Source organism: Psychrobacillus sp. Z16_25 (assembly GCF_056856695.1).
On record NZ_JBXEOV010000010.1, the window covers coordinates 17,259 to 38,843 of the forward strand.

Consider the following 21,585-nt stretch of genomic DNA (forward strand, 5'->3'; position numbering starts at 1 on the left):
CAATGCACAATAGTCCTAATAGAATTGCCGCCATTGATAAAATGATGCTTGCCTTACTTGTCGATTTTGTAGCCAACGCCCCACACCACCTTTAAATATCGAGGATTTTTAGGATCTGCTTCAATCTTCTCTCGAATCTTCCGGATGTGTACTGCGACGATGTTTTCTGCGTTGTATGCGGGCTCGTTCCAAACTCGCTCATAAATGTCATGAATGGAAAATACGCGACCGGCATTCAGCATGAGCAGCTCTGTAATTTTGTATTCGATTGGCGTGAGCTTAACCGGTTCACCTTCGACTGTTAGCACCTTCGCTTCTTGATTTAACGTTAGTCCATTCACTTCGATGACCTCTTGCTGCCCTTGAAAGGTTCCAAGCTTTGTATACCGACGGAGCTGTGATTTTACACGAGCAACAAGCTCCATTGGATGAAAGGGCTTTGTTACATAATCGTCTGCTCCAACAGATAGACCATGAATCTTATCTGAATCCTCTGCTTTGGCACTTAGCATAATGATTGGAACATTACGCTCCTCTCGAATCTTAAAAGTAGCTGAAATTCCGTCCATATTCGGCATCATAATATCTAGAATAATGACATGGACCTCATTCTCTTTCAGTAATTGTAGAGCCTCTCTCCCATCCGCTGCCTTTAATACTCGATAGCCTTCATTTTTTAAATAAATTTCAATTCCATCTCTGATATCTTGGTCGTCATCTGTAATTAACACTGTGTACATGCTCACCATCTACCTCCCTTGCACCTGTCATTATTGTATCGTTCAATTATGAACATTCTCGTAGCATAAATCTGAAGAAATTCTTAAGAAAATTATAACCTTTTTATACCATTATCGGTTTCAAAAGGTTATTTCCGCTATTCTAAACGAAAAAAACGCCAGCAGTTAGACTGCCAGCGTTCACATTTATAAGGGACATTTTCAGCTATTAGTGGAAACATTTTTCATGTAATCAAAAATGTAAAGGGTTATTACAGAGCCTTCTCTTCAAATCGGTTTAGATCCTTGTTAAGCCCCATCGCTACTAGTACATCCCCCTCTTTGACAATATCCGTAGGCAGCGGGTTTATATTCACAAGATTATCCCTCCTAATAGCGAGGATGTTAACCCTGTATTTCCCTCGAAAATTTAGGTCCTGTAAGGTTTTATTATCAATGAGCTTGGTTGCATGATATTCCCCAATGCTATATTCATCAGAAAGGTTGATGTAATCAACGAGATGATTAGAGGACATCGAATTAGCTACTCGAATCCCCATATCTACCTCAGGATGAATCACACGATCAGCACCAATTTTTTCTAGAACTTTCTGATGATAAGTATTTTGTGCCTTCACCCACACTTTATTAACACCAAGCTCCTTAAGATTCAATGTCGTTAGTACACTTGCTTGAATATTTTCTCCGATTGCCACAATTACGTGGTCAAAATTTCGTATACCAATCGATTTTAAAAAGGATTCATCTGTAGAGTCTCCTTGGATTGCTTGCGTGGAATAGTCGAGAAAATTTTCTGCTCGTTCCATAGCTATATCAATCGCTAGTACTTCATGACCTAAGGAATATAACTCTCTACACACGCTACCACCGAATCTTCCTAGTCCAATTACTGCAAATTGTTTTTCTGTTTTTGACATGTTGCTCGCTCCTACTCATTTTATCTGCTTTCAATTCATCTAATTACTCATTCTTACGAGAATAGTTCACGGGCTAGACCAAAAGTAGCCCTTCCTAAAAGGATTCACTACGCATCACTTTTCTAGACATGGCTTCCCGTCTCCTCGGATTCAACGATGGAAATATACACATATTACTCCTCTCTTTAGTATCTGTAAATACAATTAAATAGATGATTTTTTCGTAATCCCATTAGAAAAACCTATAAACCATTCCATGAGTGAGGACAATCTAACCATTTTTTAGAATACCTGAAACTTTCTCTGTTCTTACGTGTCTAATACAGTAAAGGAGGCAAAAATGATGAAAAAACTTTTCTTAACATTCATCGCTTTTTCTTTCGTTCTATTTTTAACGGCTTGCGGAACAAGTGATAATAATGCCAATAAGGATGAAGAAAAAGACCCTACTAGCGGGGAGGAAAATATGGAGAATACTATTGCGACTTCTATAGATATGAAGGATAACGAGGACGCTGTGTTTATTATTGAAAATGAATCACAAGAGGATGTACAGCTTACCTTCTCTAGTGGACAAGAGGTAGATTATCATCTACTTGACGAAGAGAAGAAAGAAGTATTCAGCTACTCAGCAAACAAGATGTTTACACAAGCAATTAAAGATAAATTGCTAGGACCAAACGAAAAGATAGAAGTTCCTCTAGATCTACCAAACGAATTAGCAGCTGCTAACATTCCAGAAGGCTCCTATACAATCGTTGCTTGGTCTACAGCAAATGAACTTGCTGAACAAAAGGTGGAAGCATCGTATGAATGGAAAGATGGTAGCAAGAACGAGGCGACTGCTAACGAAAGTGGAAATGAACAAGCTGCAGGCACAGTAAACATATACCGTGCTGACCCAACAGTTAGTTATGTGGAGCCACATAAGGCTTCCATAGACTCAAGTAAAGATATGGTACATGAAATTTTTGACCAGTTAGATACGAAAGTAACCCTTGAGGACTATAGCTTCGAAAATGAAGAGAAAACACTTGTATTGAACATGTCAGGAATCTTAGAAAATGTAGAAGGTTCAGCAGGGGAAGCCATTTTCGTAGGAAGTATTCTTCATTCTTATTTTGATGCTTACCCAAGCTTAGAGGAAATCCTCTTCAAAGAAAACGGTCAAAATGCAGAACTTCCGCATTTCGGTCCGGTAGAAGTATTTACTCGCGACGATGTATACACCAAGCCAGAATAACAAAGAAAACGTGAGAGTCATTTGCGACTCTCACGTTTTTCATTTTCCTATTCACATTTATTATTCAGACAACGTTCGCATTCAAACATGGGAGATTCGACTTTTTCTTGGATGACGCATCCACATTCAAGACAGATTTTCGGGTTTTTCTCTGTTGTTTGCTTGTTCATACCAATCACCTCCTATAGTTTTGCATAGCCTGGAATCGTAAGAAATTCTACAAATGTATCTTCTTTAATTAGCGTCAAGAATAGCTCTGCCGCCTCTAAATAACGTCCTTTACTGTAGTTCTCGTTTCCATAGATGCCCTTTAGCTTTCCGAGCTCCTCGGTGAGGACTTGCTCAACGAGTGGAAACGTAATTTTTTGACCATTTTCTAGTTTGCCCTCTGGGTGGCGAACCCATTGCCAAACTTGAGTCCGGGAAATCTCTGCAGTAGCAGCATCTTCCATTAGATTATTAATCGGAACTGCTCCATTTCCTCTTAGCCAAGCTGCGATGTATTGAACACCAACACTGCAGTTCATTCGAAGCCCTTCCTCTGTAATGGTTCCAGTAGGCACCTCTAGTAATTCCTCAGCAGTCACTTCCACATCCTCGCGTTTGCGATCGATTTGGTTCGGAGTAGGCATATGCTCATTAAACTGCTCCATCGCTACAGGAACTAATGCCGGGTGCGCCACCCATGTTCCATCGTGTCCATCGGTAGCTTCTCTGCGTTTATCCTCTCGGACCTTTGCAAAAGCTGCTTCGTTTGCTTCCTCATCATTTTTAATAGGGATTTGAGCTGCCATTCCTCCAATAGCTGGGGCATTTCGGCGATGGCACGTTTTAATGCATAGCTGTGTGTAAGCCCTCATAAATGGCGAAGTCATCGTGACCTGACCACGGTCCGGCAGGATAACCTCTGGATGATTACGTAGTCGCTTGATATAGCTAAAGATGTAATCCCAGCGACCGCAGTTTAGACCAGCCGAATGCTCTTTTAATTCATATAAAATCTCATTCATTTCAAACGCCGCTGTTATAGTTTCGATTAGCACAGTCGCTTTAATTGTTCCTACCGGTATACCGAAACGCTCTTGTGCATATACAAAAATATCGTTCCAAAGCCTTGCCTCTAAATGACTTTCAAGCTTTGGTAGATAGAAGTACGGACCAGTTCCTCGAGCCAATAGCTCTTTCACATTATGATAGAAATAAAGACCGAAATCGAAGAAGCTGCCAGAGATAGAATTCCCGTCAATATGCACATTCTTCTCCATTAAATGCAGGCCACGAGGGCGAACAATTAGAACCGCTGTTTCTTCGTTTAATTGATACACCTTTCCAGTTTCAGGCTGTGTATAGGAGACTGTTTTACGGACTGCATCTCGCATGTTCAATTGACCTTCAATCATATTTTCCCATGTAGGAGAAGTTGCGTCCTCAAAGCATGCCATAAACATCTTTGCACCAGAGTTAAGAGCATTAATGACCATTTTCCGATTAACAGGGCCTGTGATTTCTACTCGTCGATCCTGCAAATCCTTTGGAAGAGGAGCAATCGTCCAGTCGGCTTCACGGATATGCTTCGTCTCTTCTAGGAAATTAAGAGACGCCCCCTTACTTAGCTTTTCCTGACGGTCTCTCCGAGCAATCAAGAGCTCTTTACGTCGCTCATCAAATTTTTGATGAAGAGATGCTACGAAGTCTAATGCTTCCGGTGTCAGAATCTCCTTGAGACCCTCCACCTCTTCTCCAACAATTTCTATATTTTTTACTGTCGTTTGTTCCATGCCATCTGCCTCCATTCTCTAATCAAGCAAATTGCGCTACTTCCGTAGAGCCTTTCATTGCTGTTGTAGATGATGTTCCACCAGAGATCACTTGTGAAACCTCATCGAAGTATCCTGTACCAACCTCACGTTGATGCTTCGTAGCCGTGTAGCCCTTCGATTCATTCGCAAATTCTGCTTGCTGAAGCTTAGAGTACGCTGCCATTCCATTAGTTTTATAGTCATGAGCAAGCTCAAACATACTGTGATTCAATGAGTGGAAACCAGCTAATGTTACGAACTGGAACTTGTAGCCCATCTTCCCTAGCTCTACTTGATATTTTGCTATCGTTTCTTTGTCTAGGTTCTTTTCCCAGTTAAAGGATGGTGAGCAGTTATACGCTAACATTTTGCCCGGGAATTTCTCATGGATAGCATCTGCAAATTGCTTTGCTTCCTCTAAGCTCGGATGAGATGTCTCACACCAAACTAGGTCTGCATATGGTGCATAAGCTAAACCTCGAGCAATCGCTTGATCAATTCCTGCTTTTGTACGATAGAAGCCTTCTGGTGTTCTTTCTCCTGTAATAAATTCATGGTCGCGTGGATCGATATCGCTTGTAACCATGTCTGCTGCATCTGCATCCGTACGTGCAATAATGATGGTTGGTACCCCACATACGTCTGCCGCTAAGCGAGCTGCTGTTAAGTTACGAATAGCATTTTGTGTTGGAAGTAAAACCTTCCCTCCTAAATGACCACATTTCTTTTCAGATGCCAGTTGGTCTTCTAAATGGACTCCAGCTGCTCCTGCTTCAATCATTCCTTTAATAAGCTCGAATACATTTAGTGGACCACCAAATCCTGCTTCTGCATCCGCAACAATAGGAGCAAACCAATCAAACTCTTCTTCTCGGCCTTCTGCTTGGTCAATTTGGTCTGCACGTTGCAGTGCCTGGTTGATACGTTTTACAACGGCTGGCACACTATTTGCTGGATATAAGCTTTGATCCGGATACATTTGACCTGATAAGTTTGCATCCGCCGCCACTTGCCATCCACTTAGGTAGATAGCCTGCAATCCCGCTTTCACTTGCTGAACAGCTTGGTTACCAGTTAACGCACCTAGAGCATTGATAAAGTCCTCCTTATGAAGAGAATTCCATAGGCGCTCTGCTCCTTTTCTTGCTAATGTATATTCAATTTGAAGAGAGCCTCGTAGTTTAATAACATCTTCAGCAGAATATGGTCGCTCAATCCCTTTCCAACGCTCCTCACTCCATTGCTTTTGTAGTTCTTCTACTTGTTGTTGTCTTTTTGTCATTCATAACACACCTCTCTACTAATTTTTGGATTTCTATTCTTTTTACTGTATCATAACAGTTAACTTTATTATAATGTAATATATAACAGAATAGAAACAATTGTATGAGTATTTGGATAAAATGCATAATTTTGGGGATGAACGAAAAATAAGCGTGATGAGTCATAAAATTTTCAAAGGGGTGTAGTGATGGAAATTACCAAAGACCAATTAAAGAAGTATGGCAATCTATTAGAGGAGTGGATTCCAAAGGAGGCTTCAATCGCTATCGCTTCACAAGGACAGTACATTTATTATGGAGCTGGGATTCAGGATTTGCAGATAGCAGAGGGACAATTAGTAGAGAAGGGAAGTATTGCAGATCTTGTTATACAGACCGGGAAAAGAGCAGAAGCTACAATGGACATGACATTATATGGTTTGCCATATTACGGAATCGGCTACCCGATCGAGCTAAATGGCGAACAAGCCGCACTCATTGTAATCCTTCCTCCAAATCACACTGTTACAGTAACACCACCCGTTCGCTTTCTTACCGGAAAACGAGAGGAAGAATGGAAGCCAATTTCTATCGAGAGGATTTCACACATCGAGAGCCTTCAAAAGAAGACATGGTTCTACGCTGAGGAGAAACCATATAAGATTAATACTGCTCTCAAGGAGCTAGAACGAAAACTGCCAGCCCAATTTTTACGAATACACAGATCGTATATAGTAAATATTGATTTTATTGATAAAATCGTTCGTGATTTTTCCTCTAATTTAGTGATTGTATTACAGAGTGGCAAAGAGCTGCCAGTTAGCCAATCCTATTTAGCTAGCGTGAGAGAAACTTTAGGGTTTTAAAAAGGGGCACTCTTTAGTACCTTTCTTATGTTATTACTTAAACAGCAAACAAATACCCCAAGATAACTAAAATTCACCGAAAAGGAAGCGTAATAAAATCCTGGTAGAAGTAGATAATAAAGAAACAAACAGTAATTTACCTATAAAAATTACGGTGATTGATTCGCAACAAATCAACCAAGACTATGGGAAATCTTATGTTACAGTTAGAATAGTATCAACTACTACGATTGGGTTAGGGGATTTTAGCATGTATGAGACAAGGTGGGCTACAGAGGAAGAAATATCACTTCTAGCAGATTATTGGTACAGGATGGCTTGTGAAATGGGCGAATGTGACGGAATACCAAAGCCAGATTTACAGAGAGCAGAAGAGGTAAAGAACCTGTTTAGTAAAGAATACAAATTAGGTAATTTATCGTTCAGAGTTGCTGTAGATAACGAAGATAACATCGTCGCTTGTGCAGGAGGTTTAGTCAGAACAGAGTATTCCTTCCCACTTGCCCCTGAACAAAGCCTTTTTGGTTGGGTGATATCCGTGTATACATTAAAAGAACATCGTAAAAATGGATTAGCACACAAATTAGTAGATGAAATTTGTTCATGGCTCCAGCAAAAAGGAGCGAAAAGAGCGAGACTATGGGCGAGTTCAGCTGGTCGAACTGTCTACGAGCATCTTGGATTTCAGAATATGACAGATATGACGAAAACTCTTTCGTGAGAGGAATTTAGAGAGATAAGGCAATAATAAAAGGACCGATTTTTGTTGCTTCGGTCCTTTTTACTTTAGATGAAGACTCCGCTTTGAATGAAGTTTGTAATGGGTGTTACCCTATGGTAACGGCAAGGTTTCTTCCTCTATATGACTCTCTGGTAACGATAAAGAATCATTGTCGTAGACATGTAACTGATAAGTGAATGTGCCATTATCATTTACTTCTACTGATATTACTCCCTCTCTATTCGATAATTCGGTGATAACAGGCTTTAGCTCATTTTTCTCAATATCTAAAATATATAGCTCTCCACCCATGCTCACTGTCCCGAAACCAAAACCAATAATTACGAATAATTGGTGATCGTCTATCCAAGCTACTCCCATTGGTGTATATTGTGGGTACTTTTCAGATTCTAATAGCTTATAAATAATAGATTGTTTTGTTTCGTTATTCTCGATTACTAGAGTAGCAACACCTTCCTCTATAACTTCTTCTCCTTTTCCTTCAATCGTTGCTTGAAGTTTCCCATTTGGCGATATCTCCCATGGTGTATGAAAGTTAGGCTTGTAATTGGAGGTAGTCGTCTTTTCAAAAGCTGCTGGTGTTTCTTTATTGAAAGCGTGCTCTGCATACGTAATACTAATAATCTCTTCTGTATTATTTACTACATAATCCTCGGTATCCCAGTCCCAACCCTCTGCAACGCCTTTTATATAGCCATATTCCGGAGCATAGTAGCTGATTTTTCGGTAGCCATCTGCCTCCGTCTGCACAATCATCACGTCTGTAAAAGTGCCTAAAGGTGTTGTTATTTCTTCGTCTAATGAAATAATCATCCCTTCACCAAACAGTCCCCCATAACCAAACTGACTCCCTACCTCAAAAGGTGCTTCTAGGAATAGCTCAATTGAGGTTAACGCTTCTAATTCATCAAATGTCATATTTGATGGAGATCTACCATCAATATTTTCTCTATACACTAAATCCATTTTGTTATCTTTAAAACGAAAAATATGCTCGATAGTTGTTCCTGTATTTTCAATTATTTGCTGTAAGTAGTATTGGTTAATCCAATGTGACTTAATAGTAGAACCGCTATTTTCGTAACCTCCATTGAAGGTAGAGGTGCTATTGCTCGGAAAATATTTTCTTAGCGCCCAAGTATAATCAAGGTCGTCTTCGGATGGAGCTTCTTCGATATTTTCGGAATCGTCTTCTTGCGGAACTTCTAAATCCTCTTCCACAGGATCCTCAACAGGTGGAATTACTTCGGTCGGTTCCTCTGAAGGTTGCATTTGCTTTTCATTAAGAAAATTCGGTATGAGCAAAATACTAGCTACTGTTAGTAAACTGACGAAAGCAACAATTGTTGTATAGTAGGTTAACTTACCAGACTTTCTTTTTGGATAGTCCCCTTTGTTGTTTTGTACATTCTCTTGCACTCTTGCTGCCCGATCGGTGGTATCTCCCATCTTCCTTAAAAGCTGCTGCTTTATTTCATTCATGAACAAGCACCTCCCATTCACCATGCTTCAATTGTTCCTTCAAGAGTGACCTTGCCTTTCGGAGTCTAGTCTTTACTGTATTGTCTGAAATCGTTAGGAGCTGTGATACTTCTAGGATGGAAAGCTCTTCAAAATAATAATGAATAATGACCTCTCGATATTTTAATGGAAGCTGGAGCACTGCGTCTGCTAGCTCTAACTTTTCATCCTTTTCTATAATGCGATTTCTACCTTTTTTTGCTGGAGCTTTAAATGAATTCGTTAGCATTTGAGTTCGGTAGCGCCAGCTTTTCAGATAATCCTTGGATCGATTGATCGTCATTTTGGCCAGGTATGTCTTGAGAGAGGCTCGCTCTTCAAATTGCTCAAATTTTTGATAGTAGTTTAAGAAGACGTCCTGCACAATATCCTCTGCAGCAGGCCACTCCTTTACATACAGATAAGCCAATCTTAGTAAGTAATCCGTATGCTCCTGCATGATTTCCCGGAATTGCTGCTCCTCTAAATAACGGTTCACTCTCACTCCCCCTTTCCTCTCTTTACTAAATAGACGAAGCTACTATGTATGGCGTTTTTGAAATAAAGAAATTATCAGTTAAAGCTATAAAAAAAGCAGATTCTTGAAGAATCCGCTTATGTTAGGGTCGAGATTATTTCCTCGTCCTTCACCTCTATTAAATATTTCGCTAACACTTCTTCTTTTCCTCCATGCTTATCGTACCAAGCCTTCACTCTCTCCACATGAGCCTTGTTGCTTCTAATTGTCTTTTCGATTTTCACATAATCCTCATAGCTATCGTATTCCCAAATAGCGAAAATCTCTACCCCGTCTTCCCTTTCCTTCATCCTGCGTCCTACCAAGCGTGAGCCATTCCTTAATTGTTCAGGTAGATTGGTTTCATTAAAATGCTCATTAAAGCTTTCCACTATTTCTAGCTTCACCAGATAATGCTTACGACGATAAAACATACAATATTCCCCTTCCTGACTATCGGTAAAATAGAATTGTTGCTACTAGTGAATCTCGTGAAATTTAAAAGTGCTACAATCACTGGGATTTTTGCTACAATTAGCCTCTTTTTTGCTACAATGAACTCCATTTTTGCTACAATCATTTCCCTAGGGACTCCGGAAACTCAAAAGTGCTACAATCAATTCGATTTCTGCTACAATCACGCTCGTTTTTGCGACAATGAACCCCGTTTTTGCTACAATCAATTCCCTAGAAGCTCGATGAAACAAAAAGTGCTACAATCACTGCGATTTTTGCTACAATGGACCCCGTTTTTGCTACAATCCATTTCTCGAATAACGCCTGATGACAAAACTGCTAGAATTCTCCTTATTTAGACGCTTCCAAATACATTTAGTTCCATTTTTCTGACTACTCACTGTTTAGACAGCTCAACGAAAGGAAAGTAATAGAATAGGGAGGTTCTATAATGAAGGTATTATTAGTATTGGGGAGCATAGTGGCTCCGATTGTGATGTATGCACTTTATAAGAAGAAGGTTTTTCGCTTCATTTTTAATGTATTGGCTATACTTTCAGCACTTATTTTTGGGAATATCGCTTCGCTATCCATTCATCAGATTATCGTGGATGATGCCGTTTTTATGACCACGATTCACGGAATCTTTTTAAATCCATTTTTCTTAATTTCCGGTGCTTATCTCGGTGTTTACTTGTTGTATCGTTTAATTGTCATCACCCTTCACGAAAAATAAAAAAAGTGTAAACAAGTTCGCTACTTGCTTACACTTTTTTATTTTATTCTTTGTTAAACCATAGCTCGTCTTGATCGTCTACGTCGCCATTATAGTTAATGAGGATTTCATCCCCAGCTTTAATATCTGTATGTGCAAAGAAATCAAAAGTTTGATTTCTAAAATTAATTTCATAGGTTGCATTTGGCTCATAGGAATGATTAAACAGCATTCCATAGCCTAGCAGAATAGCAGATTGCCCAATCCCATATTCAAAAGCATAGTCAGCTAGTAGCGTTTTTTCTATGTGCTCATGCTGTTCGTTTGGATAAGCAATCACCGGTGCTTGATGGAAAAGCTCTCCCTTTTTAATATCCTGTTTTGCAAATACGCCTCTATTAAATTCTCCGTCACTTAGTGGAGATGTTTTTATCTCTATCATTTATTCGCCTACTCACTTTAAAGTTATCTTATTATTGTACCACAAATTGGCACATTTCGCTTGATTATTTTAAAGTAGTAGCTGCTTAAGAGGAATATAAATCACTTATAGCTGTACCATCCCGCTGTATTTTACACCGCTTTTTTACTTCCCACTGTTAACAGGACTATACTTCCTAATAAGAGGGCAATCCCAATCCAGGAGGTCATTCCAAGCACCTCTCCTACCACTACAACTCCTAGTAATGCAGCCGTTGTTGGCTCAGCCAAAGATAGGGTCAAAGCGGAGGAAGCCGGAATCTGCCGAAGACCAATTCCGTACAAAACATATGCAAGACTCGTGGTGGCTAACCCCAAATACACAATGATTCCAATATTGGTCGGACTACTTAGCCAACTCGTGTCCAAGAGAAAGAAGAACGGCAATAATAGGATAGCACTAGCGGAAAAGGTCACTGCAACTACTGCAATTGCATCCTCCTTTTCCAGCAACTTTTTGCTTGTCATTGTATATACAGCAAAAATCAGCCCTGCTACTAGCGAATAGCCAACTCCTATTGGATCAATAGTTACCTCTCCCTTTGTCAGGAATAAAAAGAGACAGCCTACAATTGCAAAAGCCGTGGAGAAGCCCCAGATCCTTGTTGGCCGCTGTTTATACACAGACCTTTCCTATGTAATGATAGAAACAGAGATTGAGATAAGGTTTTCTCTCCCTTATACTAATATAGATAGGAGGGATTTGCACATGTATATGACAGTTGAAGAAGTAGCCGCATATTTATCTATGCCTGTGGAGCAAGTCCGAAGATATATAGCTGAAAAGAAAATCCGAGCGGTATTTGACGGGGAACAATACTTGGTAAACAGCTCCCAGTTTGAGACCCATTTTGAACAATTAGAAGAAGTGAAGCAATTAATCGAAGAATGGAGAAATACCCCTATTCCAGAGGATATAGATGTAAAAGACGAAGATTAAATTACGGGGGTGTCCCATAAGTAAAAAACTTATGGGACACCCCCTTCCTTCTTTGACAGGTATCTGCTATGTAGCATTGCTCCTGCGGTGGTCGCATTAAAATGCCACCAGCCTCGTCGCAAAGGGACTTTTCAGACATTTTCTTTGCTCCTGTGGTGGTCGCATCAAAATGCCACCAGCCTCGTCGCAAAGGGCCCGTCTCAAAATGACTTTTCAGACGGGCCCTTTATTATGCAGAAAATCCCATTGCTCAACTTTCCTTTTTTCACTTAATTATTTGCTATATATTGTATTAATTTTCCCAATAGTCTATCATATTGGTAAATAATGCATAGGTTAGGTGAAACCCATGAAGCTAAGACGGACAGCGGCAAAGGCTATTATTATTCAAAATGATTGTCTATTGGTCCTGAAAATTCAGGAACAAGCAGGTACGTATTATATTTTGCCTGGAGGAGGTCAGCATCATGAAGAAAATCTTCACGATGTCTTGAAGCGAGAGTGCATGGAAGAGCTCGGTGCAGAAATAGAAATTCAAGATCTTTTATTTGTTAGAGAGTACATAGGGAAAAATCATGAGGTCGCTGTCTATCATGCGGGTGTACATGTGATGGAATTGATGTTTTTATGCTCACTGAAGGAACAAGTATTACCTATTGGCTCTAACTTAGATAACGGACAAATTGGGATTGAATGGATTCCACTAGACAAGCTTGATTCCTTTCATTTACTGCCAGCTGACCTTCGTCCTCATCTGATGGCTTATGCAGATGGCATTAAAACGCCTGTTTATGTAGGAGATATTAATTAAACCAATGCAACACTTTAAAATTTCAGTTGACTTCTTACGTTCCGCTCTTTAGAATAATCTTAATTTTATAAATCGATTAAAAAGCTAAGAAGAGAAGAGTAGTGCTGAAATGTTATTCCTAGAGAGCTCCTGTTTGGTGGGATGGAGCATTAACGTTCGTCATGAAAAAAGGCTCGGAGCTTCGCACGGATTTTGCCATACTGGCAATTGATACTGCGACGGGATCTCCCGTTATAGAGATAGGGTATACGTGTAATGCCGTACCCGAAGAGGTTGGTATGGTGACATACCGATAAACTGGGGTGGTACCACGGAGATGAATACTCTCGTCCTCAAGATGAAAATCTTGGGGGCGAGAGTTTTTTTGTTGGGCTGGATTTTAAAAATTGGAGGGAAAATGAATGAATGAACAAATGCTGCGCAGAATAGAAAAACTAGAGAGTCTTCGATCGGCGGATGTACAGGTTTATCCGGAGAAATATTCTATCAATTTCGATTTACTTGATGCGTCACAGCTAGAGGACGGAGCAAATGGAGTTAGAGTGGCAGGGAGAATTATTGGCGTCAGGAGCTTCAGCAAGCTATGCTTCCTAACCATTGCTAACGTTGAAGGGAAGCTTCAGCTTTTATTAAAAAGAGAAGAAATTGGAGAAGCTCTATTTGAGCAATTCCTCCATTCTATGGATATTGGTGATTTTATAGGTGCGGAAGGTACTATGTACACGACTAATACAGGTGAAAAAACGCTTCGCATACAATCTTATGCTTTCCTTGGAAAAGCATTGCGTCCATTACCTGAGAAGTGGCATGGACTGAGCAGCATTGAGCTTCGCTACCGTCAGCGTTATGTGGATTTAATCATGACGGAGGAAACAAAAAATCGCCTACTTACGAGAACAAGGTTAGTCCGCTCTATCAGAAGGTTTTTTGAAGACCATGGTTTTTTAGAGGTTGAAACACCGATTTTACAGCACACTTCCTCGGGAGCAATCGCAAAGCCATTTTCTACCTTTCATCATTCCTTAGATACAGAGCTGAACTTACGAATTGCTCCTGAAACTTATTTGAAAAGGCTGATAGCTGGTGGATTTACAAAGGTTTTTGAGTTTGCTAAATGTTTTCGAAATGAAGGCATAAGTCCCCAGCACTTACAAGAATTCACCATGCTAGAAGGGTATGCAGCCTACTGGAACTACAAAGATACCATGAAACTTATGAGAGAGATGATGTTAACTGTTCTGCAGGAGACATTTCATACAACAACTGTTTCAATCAATGGGCAACCAATTGATTTTTCTTTGGACTGGGAGGTAATATCCTTCCGAGATTTAATATGGAGGGACTGTGCTATCGATATTGACCTTTTTCCTGAAGCATCCGAGTTGTATCAAGCTATCGAAGAGAAAGGTATCTCTCTCGACCATGTGGAGGCCAAACAAATGGGGAGAGGAAACTTAATTGACCTACTCTACAAAAAAGTCTCTAGACCTGCTCTCATTAAACCGACGTTCCTTATAGAGCATCCAATAGACCTTTCACCTTTAGCAAGAGCAAACGACAAAGACAATAGGCTAACCGATCGCTTTCAATTGGTTATTAATGGTGCTGAGGTGATTAACGCTTATTCTGAGTTAGTAGACCCAATCGAGCAAAGAAAGAGATTAGAAACACAGGCTAGGTTAAAAGCAAACGGCGATACTGAGGCGATGGAAATGGATGAGGATTATTTAACTGCGATGGAGTACGGATTGCCTCCCATCTCTGGCTGGGGCTTTGGAATCGAGCGGCTTCTGATGGTATTAACTGATTGTAAAACAATCAAAGATTGTGTTTTCTTCCCGTTAACCAGGAAGGCAAACGATTAATAGTGAATAACTTATGCTTAGGATTTAAATTATTCACACTATTATGTTAATATGTTGATATCTTTTCTGAACGCCTCATATAATCTAAAAAAGAGGTGATTAAATGAAGGTGATTGTTTGGTCCATCCTTGCCGCAGAAATAGGTTTTTGGGTTGTTCTTATACTTGGTCTTATCACTCGATATGCTTTGGAGCGAAAAAGACTTGGGGGTATCCTACTAGCAATCACCCCAATTATTAATTTATTTCTATTGGTCTTTACCTCGATTGATTTGCTAAAAGGCGGAACCGCAACTGAGGTGCATGCCCTTGCCGCTGTGTACCTAGGAATATCCATTGTGTTCGGCAAGAACCTGATACGCTGGGCAGATGAACGCTTTTTATTTTATTTCAAAAGGATAGGCAAAAAGCCGAAGAAAATCGTTGGATACGAATATGCACGCCTCTCTATGAAAGGCTTTGTCCAGCATTTTGTAGCATACGCCATTGGGGCAGGATTTTTATTTCTTTTCATTTATTTAGTGAACGACGCAAGTCGCACTGAAATTTTATCGATTGCCTTAAAAATCTGGTCACTAGTGCTAGTGATTGACTTCTTTATTTCCATTGCATACTTTATTTGGCCTCGGGGAAAAATGGAGGCGCACAAGCAGTAGAAAGTTCGTGAGAGCACTTTATGAGACAAGAATAATGTTTTATTGAGACAATGGCAGAAGCAAGGGGTATCCCATATTAATGGCATACCCCTCTTTAATTTAAATGGATACTTCAACTCCAGGTGATTCTAGTAGCATGTTCCCTTAGATGGTAATAAAAAATCCTGCACGTTTTCCAATAATCTCTGCATAATCCTCTACCATTACACTAGCAGTTGGGTACATTCCTGCACCTGGTCCTACCAATGTCAGCGTACCAATGTAATTTGTGTCTAAAGAAACTGCATTGTTTACTCCTTCAATTGCATAAAGCGGATGATCCGGTCCCACAAGCTGTGGACCAACTGAGGCATATAGGTCCCCGTTTTCATCTTGTTCTATTTCCGCTACATGGCGATAGCGGTATCCCTCCTGCTTTGCTTTTTCTACATCCTCAGAGGATATTTGATCAATCCCAATTACCTGTACATCATCCCAGTTAGGCTGTTTTCCGAATGCTAGCGCACTTAAGATCATTAGTTTTCGAAAAGCGTCCTGACCAGATATATCATTATAAGGATCTGCTTCCGCATACCCTAAAAGCTGTGCTTCTGATAACGCACTCTCAAAGGAGCTTCCTTCCACACGCATTTGAGTAAGAATATAGTTGGAGGTTCCGTTTAAGATACCTTGAATACGCTTAACTGAATTGACCTGTAGTAAGTTTTTTAGTGTCTTAATAATCGGTACTCCTCCAGCTGTAGTAGCCTCAAAACCAACGTACACTCCTCTAGATTTTGCTCTCTCCTGCAGTGGGATGCTGTATTTTGAAAACATTACTTTATTTGCAGTAATAACATGACATCCTTTGTCAATCGCCCTGCATAGATAGCTATATGCTGGCTCTTCATTCACGATGGCCTCAAATACCACTTGAAGTCCCGGTATATTCTCAATATCCTCAAAATCATCCGTGACTAAAACACCTGGTGTCTCAGGTCTTTCCTTCCCTAGATCTCTAATCAGAATTGCACTAATTTCAATGTCTAATCCCAATGACTTTTTTAAGTCTTCTCGTTTTTCATTCACAATGTGATATATACCTTGACCTACTGTCCCAAAGCCTAAGATTGCCGCTTTAATTTTCGCCATGATGTTTCCTCCTCAGAACCCGTACAACCTGAGCCAAATCGTACTGAAGTAAATTTTCCAATCTTTCAACGATTGATTATTTTACTTATTGTAGACCATTTTAACCCAAATCACAACAAAAATTCTATCTAGAGAGGACATTTGTTTTTTCTAGAAGAACTCTACCAAGCGCCTCCTTTAAATCTTCGACTGATTCTAAGCCCACTGATAAGCGAATTAAATCCTCGGTTACACCTGTCTTTACTAAATCCTTTGGAGTCAGCTGCTGATGGGTAGTGGATGCTGGGTGTATAATCAGCGATTTTGCATCTCCTACGTTTGCAACATGAGACCAAATTTCAATATTGTCGATGATTTTTCGACCCGCTTCTTTTCCACCCTTTACTCCAAAGGTTAGAATGGAGCCATATCCTGATGTTAAGTATTTTTTTGCAAGCTCATGAGTCGGGTGACTTTCAAGCCCTAAATAGTTGACCCATGTCACTCCTTCATGCTGTTGTAAGTATTCAGCTATCTCCTGTGCATTTTCATTATGCTTCGGCACCCTTAAATGAAGTGTCTCCAATCCTTGTAAGAAGGAAAAGGCAGCCTCCGGGCTAAGAGAGGGACCAAAATCTCTTAACAGCTGTACTCTCAGCTTAATAGCAAACGCTACATCTGGTACATCAATGCCGTAACGTAATCCATGATAGGTTACATCTGGCTCCGTGAAGCCTGGGAACTTATCAGAGTTCCAGTTAAAATTACCACCGTCTACTACGACTCCACCGATTGTTGTTCCATGACCTCCAATCCACTTTGTTGCAGAGTGAATCACCACGTGAGCTCCATGCTCAATTGGATTGCAGCCATAAGGTGTCGCGAATGTATTATCCACCAGTAATGGAACTCCCACCTCATTTGCAATGCTTGCCACTTTCTCTACGTCCAACACATTGAGACTTGGATTACCGATTATTTCAGCAAAGAATCCCTTTGTTTTGTCCGTAGCTGCTTCTCGGAAGCTTTCTGGATTGGTTGAATCAACAAATTTTACGGTAATGCCGTACCTTGGGAGTGTATGGGCAAATAAATTAAATGTTCCTCCATACAAATTCTCAGCTGCAATTATTTCATCGCCTGCTCCTGCAATATTTAAGATAGAAAAAGCAATAGCCGCCATCCCAGAGGAAAGTGCGACAGCCGCTGTTCCTCCTTCTAATGCTGCAATACGTTGTTCAAACACATCAACTGTTGGGTTCGTAATACGGGAGTAAATGTTACCAGTTTCCTTTAAAGCAAATAAGTTTTGTGCATGCTCCGTGTCTTTAAATACATAGGAAGTCGTTTTGTGAATGGGTACCGCTCGTGAGCCAGTGACAGGGTCCGGTTGTTGTCCACCGTGCAGAAGTAATGTTTCTTTGTGAAGATTAGTCATTTGAATTCCTCCAATTTAGTAGTTTAGATGGAATGCTGGAGGCCTCGAGAGGATATTGAACAAGAAAACCCCTCTTCTAGTAATGAGAAGAGGGGACTGTTTGACTTGTTCCTCCTCTTATCTTCCAAATCCAACTAAATGGATTTGTAGGATGTAGCACCTTCCAGTAAAAACTGGGGTTGCTGGACTTCGTAGGGCCTATTCCCTCGGTCTCTCTTGATAAGAGTATTTGGTTTGTATTTCCATCTTGTTACACAGTTTAGCTCCTCTTCTTTTATTCGTCAAGGAAAATAGTTAAAATTCTGAAACTTTTTCATTCTTACACTCGTTTAATAAAAGGAATACCTTGGAAAGGGGGAACGTAAAATGAGTATTTGGGTATATGGAGTTGCAACTCTTTTCATCGGATATCTTCTTGGGTCAATTCATGGTTCGAAACTAGCACAATTTTTTAGTGGTGTGAATATTAAAAAGGAAGGCCTAAATAATTCTGGTGCATCTAACGCAACCATTGTACTTGGCTGGAAATATGGCATTCTTGTTGGGGTAATCGATATATTAAAAGGCGCCGTTATGATCATCGGCGTTCGATTGTTTGCTCAATATACAGAGATTTTTTCTCCTGCACAGTTAGATTTTTTACTCTATTTAGCTGGGGCTGCTGTAATCCTAGGACATAACTTTCCTATTTACACACGCTTTCAAGGAGGAAAAGGTACTGCTTCCATTATCGGAGTATTACTTGCATTGCATTGGCCGGTAGGGCTTGCCGCATTACTGCTACTTATAGCAATCACTATTATAACGGACTATTTATTAATCGGAGTTTTTGCATTTTATATCGTTTTCGTAGCAGCATCTTTCTGGGTAGCAGACGGATTAGGTCCTGTCATAGTTGCCAGCTTTCTGTTCTTGATGGCCCTTCTACTTCATCGCGAGAATGTTCAGCGACTAATGAAAAAGGAAGAGCGAACACTTTCATCTGTTATTAAGAAGAAAAAGCCTTCAACCTAAGGAGCATACATGAAAAGAAAAATGAGGTGGATTGTGCTAGTACCCGTTTTTATCACCTTTTTTGTTGGAGGAGGATTATGGTTACTAACTGGCAAATGGCTAGAGGATGGACTTAAGCCAGCAGCAGATGGCACAAATGAATATGCAATCGTATTAGGAGCAAAAGTCAAAGAAGGAAATATCCCATCCTTGGCACTTCGCTATCGACTAGAAGCCGCTTTGGAATATGCCCAATCATATCCACACATCAAACTAGTAGTCTCTGGCGGTCAGGGACCTGATGAGGATATAGAAGAAGCAGTTGTAATGAAAGAATACTTGGTCGAACACGGGATTGAAGAGGAAAGAATCATTCTGGAAAATAAATCTACCTCTACTTATGAAAATCTACTATTCTCTCAGGAGATTCTGCCTGATGACGTGGAAGCTGTCACTATCATCACTAGTGATTTCCACTTGCAACGGTCCAAGATAATTGCCGAGGGGCTTGGTTGGGATGCAGACGTAGTTCCTGCCGAGACACCACCAGTAACCGAGGCAAAGCTGAGACTAAGGGAACGTGTAGCATTACTAAGGACATTTATCACTGGACAATGAAACTCTGCCTATGTGGACGGCAGAGTTTTTTAATTGGAGTAAGGGGTGGGGCAGCTAGGATTATTGATTTTCCGCTTCCTACTGGTGGATCGATTTCCACCTCCTACTGGGCCACCCTTTACTCTCATTTAGGCGATGGTTACTCTCAGTCGGTGATACTTTATTCTCGGTTGGCTTCCCGTTACTCTCGCTGGGAGGCTATTTACTCTCATTCGGCCAATTTACTCTCGTTCGGGGTTACTTTACTCTCGAATAAAGAGAATTTACTCTCACTCGATTCCCACCTCCCTGGGTTGGCCGTTACTCTCGCTCGGAGGCTATTTACTCTCACTCAATTTCCCACCTCTTACTGGGTCAGCCGTTACTCTCAGTTAGGCGGTGGTTAATCTCATTCGGTGACACTTTATTCTCGGATGGCTTCCCGTTACTCTCGCTCGGAAGCTATTTACTCTCATTCAGCTGATTTACTCTCGTTCGGAGGCTATTTATTCTCGGATAGAGCAATTTTACTCTCACTCGATTTCCAATTCTTACTGCTCTAGACGTTACTCCCTGTTCCATCTCCGCCTTACTAATTAGAATATTCTACTACTTAGAAGACCAATTCCCCTATTCAAACAACGATACCTTTATCTCTTTACCCATTCCGTATACTAGCTGTGCATGAAGCTGGCCTCTATGGTGATAGACATGAGCTACAATTTCTAGCAGCCATTCAAATTTTGTGTAGGTCGCTCCCCAATAGGAGGTTACCTGCTCCTCCAACTGATTTTCAGAATACGCTTTATAGGTTGCAGATAGATACGCAAAGTTTTCTAGTGCCTCCCTTTTTAAATCCTCTATACTTTCGAATTTTACGGAGGAATAGAATTCATTCATCTCTTCCTGCCCATAGCCAGTTGCGATAAGGAGATCCGCCTTGCAAATCGTTACCAGATGGTCAAGCTGCTCCTGAATCGATCGCATTTCAGAAGATGGTCTTACCGACAACTCTTCTTCTGTTAGCTGTTCCATGATAACTAAGACACTATCTAACGCAATTTTTATTTGATTCAAAGCACTGTCACAATAATGATTCATACATTTTTACGCGCCTTTATAATAAAGGTCGGCGGAAGAAATTCCGCTTTTTGATTGGAATACCATTTAGTTGGTGGAGTCTCTCCCTCCGGCATAACAATGTCATCGACTACTTTTTCGATTGAAAATCCACATTCTATGAGCGTATTAATATATGTACTTAACTTCCGATGGAATGTGATTACCTCGCTATGCCACGCCTCGTTATATTCCGGTCCTTCTTGATTGTATGACTTCTGGAAATAAAATCTCTCTTCTCCATAAGTTATCCGATCATGTAAAGGATGTTCCCAGCTAAAAATGAAAACCCCGCCTGGCTTTAGATAACTTGCAACGTTGGATAGAGTTTTCTTTAAATCCACAGTCCAGCCTAGAGCATAGATTGAGTAGACAACATCAAAATATCCTGCTGGAAGTCCCGGATTCTCCTCCATCGGTGATTCAAACAATGACACTTTTACCGATTGTTCTCCCAGTACATTCGTGGCAGTCTCTATCTGTTTGGTTGACATATCAAGTCCCCACAGCTCACTTGCGCCATTCCTACTCATATACTGCAGTGAATGTCCGCTGCCACAGCCTATGTCTAACACATTTCTTCCCTGCAAATCACCGAACAGCTGAAGTATATCCTCTGATGGTGCATATGGACCATAATCTGGTAGTGCCGTTCTACCAAAGAAGCGTTCCGCCGATTTTTCCCAGCCCGCTTTATTTATTGCTAACATATCATTCATTTTCATTCCTCCCCGCCATCTCATTCTATTAGAGGAGCTAATATTCCTTCTTGACGGTTAATGATATAACAAAGACTTCTCATCCATAAAAAAAGAGAGGA

The 21,585-nt window shown here is 40.5% G+C and carries 23 protein-coding genes, 1 riboswitch and 1 other annotated feature; of the genes, 10 read left to right on the forward strand and 13 right to left on the reverse strand.

The genetic code is table 11. The features are described 5' to 3' along the window. Nucleotides 1–53 precede the first annotated feature (53 nt). Complete coding sequence (locus AC1VU3_RS11465) at nt 54–746, reverse strand: response regulator transcription factor (RefSeq protein WP_480390607.1); 693 nt, start codon at nt 744–746, stop codon at nt 54–56. A 245-nt stretch (nt 747–991) separates the two neighbouring features. Continuing rightward, on the reverse strand, nt 992–1,657 hold the full coding sequence (locus AC1VU3_RS11470; RefSeq protein WP_482983540.1) for a potassium channel family protein: 666 nt from the start codon (nt 1,655–1,657) through the stop codon (nt 992–994). A gap of 343 nt (nt 1,658–2,000) precedes the next feature. Here AC1VU3_RS11470 and AC1VU3_RS11475 point away from each other — a divergent pair, with 343 nt between their 5' ends. Then, nucleotides 2,001–2,900, forward strand: a complete 900-nt coding sequence (locus tag AC1VU3_RS11475; protein WP_482983541.1) for a BsuPI-related putative proteinase inhibitor — start codon at nt 2,001–2,003, stop codon at nt 2,898–2,900. A gap of 182 nt (nt 2,901–3,082) precedes the next feature. Here the strand turns inward: AC1VU3_RS11475 and aceB are convergent, their stop codons facing one another. Beyond that, nucleotides 3,083–4,678 carry a malate synthase A gene (gene aceB, locus AC1VU3_RS11480; protein ID WP_482983542.1) on the reverse strand — a complete coding sequence of 532 codons (1,596 nt, stop codon included), beginning with the start codon at nt 4,676–4,678 and terminating at the stop codon, nt 3,083–3,085. Between the two features lie 22 nt (nt 4,679–4,700). Further along, nucleotides 4,701–5,981: an isocitrate lyase gene (aceA, locus tag AC1VU3_RS11485; RefSeq protein ID WP_482983543.1), complete on the reverse strand. Its 1,281-nt coding sequence runs from the start codon at nt 5,979–5,981 to the stop codon at nt 4,701–4,703. A gap of 189 nt (nt 5,982–6,170) precedes the next feature. On the opposite strand from aceA, the gene AC1VU3_RS11490 reads away from it, so the two are divergent. Next, nucleotides 6,171–6,827, forward strand: a complete 657-nt coding sequence (locus tag AC1VU3_RS11490) for a LytTR family DNA-binding domain-containing protein (RefSeq protein WP_482983544.1) — start codon at nt 6,171–6,173, stop codon at nt 6,825–6,827. Nucleotides 6,828–7,077: 250 nt separating this feature from the next. Continuing rightward, entirely contained in the window at nt 7,078–7,548 is a 471-nt protein-coding gene (locus AC1VU3_RS11495; protein ID WP_482983545.1) for a GNAT family N-acetyltransferase, read from the forward strand. 111 nt (nt 7,549–7,659) lie between these two features. Here the strand turns inward: AC1VU3_RS11495 and AC1VU3_RS11500 are convergent, their stop codons facing one another. The 3 genes from AC1VU3_RS11500 to AC1VU3_RS11510 form a co-directional block, all read right to left on the reverse strand. After that, nucleotides 7,660–9,051, reverse strand: coding sequence for a DUF4652 domain-containing protein (locus AC1VU3_RS11500; RefSeq protein ID WP_482983546.1), 1,392 nt, complete (start codon nt 9,049–9,051; stop codon nt 7,660–7,662). After that, nucleotides 9,044–9,568, reverse strand: a complete 525-nt coding sequence (locus AC1VU3_RS11505; RefSeq protein WP_482983547.1) for a sigma-70 family RNA polymerase sigma factor — start codon at nt 9,566–9,568, stop codon at nt 9,044–9,046. The genes AC1VU3_RS11500 and AC1VU3_RS11505 overlap by 8 nt, the downstream gene beginning before the upstream one ends. 116 nt (nt 9,569–9,684) lie before the next feature. Next, entirely contained in the window at nt 9,685–10,020 is a 336-nt protein-coding gene (locus AC1VU3_RS11510) for an NIPSNAP family protein (protein WP_482983548.1), read from the reverse strand. A gap of 473 nt (nt 10,021–10,493) precedes the next feature. On the opposite strand from AC1VU3_RS11510, the gene AC1VU3_RS11515 reads away from it, so the two are divergent. Beyond that, complete coding sequence (locus tag AC1VU3_RS11515) at nt 10,494–10,778, forward strand: transposase (RefSeq protein ID WP_482983549.1); 285 nt, start codon at nt 10,494–10,496, stop codon at nt 10,776–10,778. Nucleotides 10,779–10,821: 43 nt separating this feature from the next. On the opposite strand, the gene AC1VU3_RS11520 is transcribed toward AC1VU3_RS11515, so the two are convergent. Both AC1VU3_RS11520 and AC1VU3_RS11525 read right to left on the reverse strand, forming a co-directional pair. Then, nucleotides 10,822–11,199: an SET domain-containing protein gene (locus AC1VU3_RS11520; RefSeq protein WP_480390596.1), complete on the reverse strand. Its 378-nt coding sequence runs from the start codon at nt 11,197–11,199 to the stop codon at nt 10,822–10,824. 131 nt (nt 11,200–11,330) lie between these two features. Then, nucleotides 11,331–11,861, reverse strand: a complete 531-nt coding sequence (locus tag AC1VU3_RS11525; RefSeq protein ID WP_482983550.1) for an EamA family transporter — start codon at nt 11,859–11,861, stop codon at nt 11,331–11,333. Between the two features lie 85 nt (nt 11,862–11,946). Between AC1VU3_RS11525 and AC1VU3_RS11530 the strand changes: the two genes are divergently transcribed. The 4 genes from AC1VU3_RS11530 (at nt 11,947) to AC1VU3_RS11545 (ending at nt 15,508) form a co-directional block, all read left to right on the forward strand. Continuing rightward, complete coding sequence (locus AC1VU3_RS11530) at nt 11,947–12,177, forward strand: excisionase family DNA-binding protein (RefSeq protein ID WP_480390594.1); 231 nt, start codon at nt 11,947–11,949, stop codon at nt 12,175–12,177. A 349-nt stretch (nt 12,178–12,526) separates the two neighbouring features. Beyond that, complete coding sequence (locus tag AC1VU3_RS11535) at nt 12,527–12,988, forward strand: NUDIX domain-containing protein (protein WP_482983551.1); 462 nt, start codon at nt 12,527–12,529, stop codon at nt 12,986–12,988. A 77-nt stretch (nt 12,989–13,065) separates the two neighbouring features. Beyond that, nucleotides 13,066–13,325, forward strand: a binding site (T-box leader). Between the two features lie 64 nt (nt 13,326–13,389). Next, a complete protein-coding gene (gene lysS / locus AC1VU3_RS11540) occupies nt 13,390–14,853 on the forward strand; it encodes a lysine--tRNA ligase (RefSeq protein WP_482983552.1) in 1,464 nt (487 codons plus the stop codon). 103 nt (nt 14,854–14,956) lie between these two features. Next, the gene (locus AC1VU3_RS11545; RefSeq protein WP_480390591.1) at nt 14,957–15,508 is read left to right on the forward strand and encodes a hypothetical protein; all 552 of its coding nucleotides are present in this window, start codon (nt 14,957–14,959) and stop codon (nt 15,506–15,508) included. 144 nt (nt 15,509–15,652) lie between these two features. On the opposite strand, the gene AC1VU3_RS11550 is transcribed toward AC1VU3_RS11545, so the two are convergent. Both AC1VU3_RS11550 and AC1VU3_RS11555 read right to left on the reverse strand, forming a co-directional pair. Further along, entirely contained in the window at nt 15,653–16,639 is a 987-nt protein-coding gene (locus AC1VU3_RS11550; RefSeq protein WP_480390590.1) for a homoserine dehydrogenase, read from the reverse strand. Between the two features lie 124 nt (nt 16,640–16,763). Then, nucleotides 16,764–18,056 carry an O-acetylhomoserine aminocarboxypropyltransferase/cysteine synthase family protein gene (locus AC1VU3_RS11555; protein ID WP_482983553.1) on the reverse strand — a complete coding sequence of 431 codons (1,293 nt, stop codon included), beginning with the start codon at nt 18,054–18,056 and terminating at the stop codon, nt 16,764–16,766. Nucleotides 18,057–18,170: 114 nt separating this feature from the next. Next, a riboswitch (SAM riboswitch) is annotated at nt 18,171–18,282 on the reverse strand. A 140-nt stretch (nt 18,283–18,422) separates the two neighbouring features. On the opposite strand from AC1VU3_RS11555, the gene AC1VU3_RS11560 reads away from it, so the two are divergent. Continuing rightward, on the forward strand, nt 18,423–19,070 hold the full coding sequence (locus AC1VU3_RS11560) for a glycerol-3-phosphate acyltransferase (protein WP_480390588.1): 648 nt from the start codon (nt 18,423–18,425) through the stop codon (nt 19,068–19,070). Nucleotides 19,071–19,079: 9 nt separating this feature from the next. Next, the gene (locus AC1VU3_RS11565; protein WP_480390587.1) at nt 19,080–19,667 is read left to right on the forward strand and encodes a YdcF family protein; all 588 of its coding nucleotides are present in this window, start codon (nt 19,080–19,082) and stop codon (nt 19,665–19,667) included. A 609-nt stretch (nt 19,668–20,276) separates the two neighbouring features. Here the strand turns inward: AC1VU3_RS11565 and AC1VU3_RS11570 are convergent. Continuing rightward, entirely contained in the window at nt 20,277–20,747 is a 471-nt protein-coding gene (locus AC1VU3_RS11570) for a DinB family protein (protein ID WP_482983554.1), read from the reverse strand. Next, a complete protein-coding gene (locus AC1VU3_RS11575; RefSeq protein WP_482983555.1) occupies nt 20,744–21,490 on the reverse strand; it encodes a class I SAM-dependent methyltransferase in 747 nt (248 codons plus the stop codon). The genes AC1VU3_RS11570 and AC1VU3_RS11575 overlap by 4 nt, the downstream gene beginning before the upstream one ends. Nucleotides 21,491–21,585: the final 95 nt, after the last annotated feature.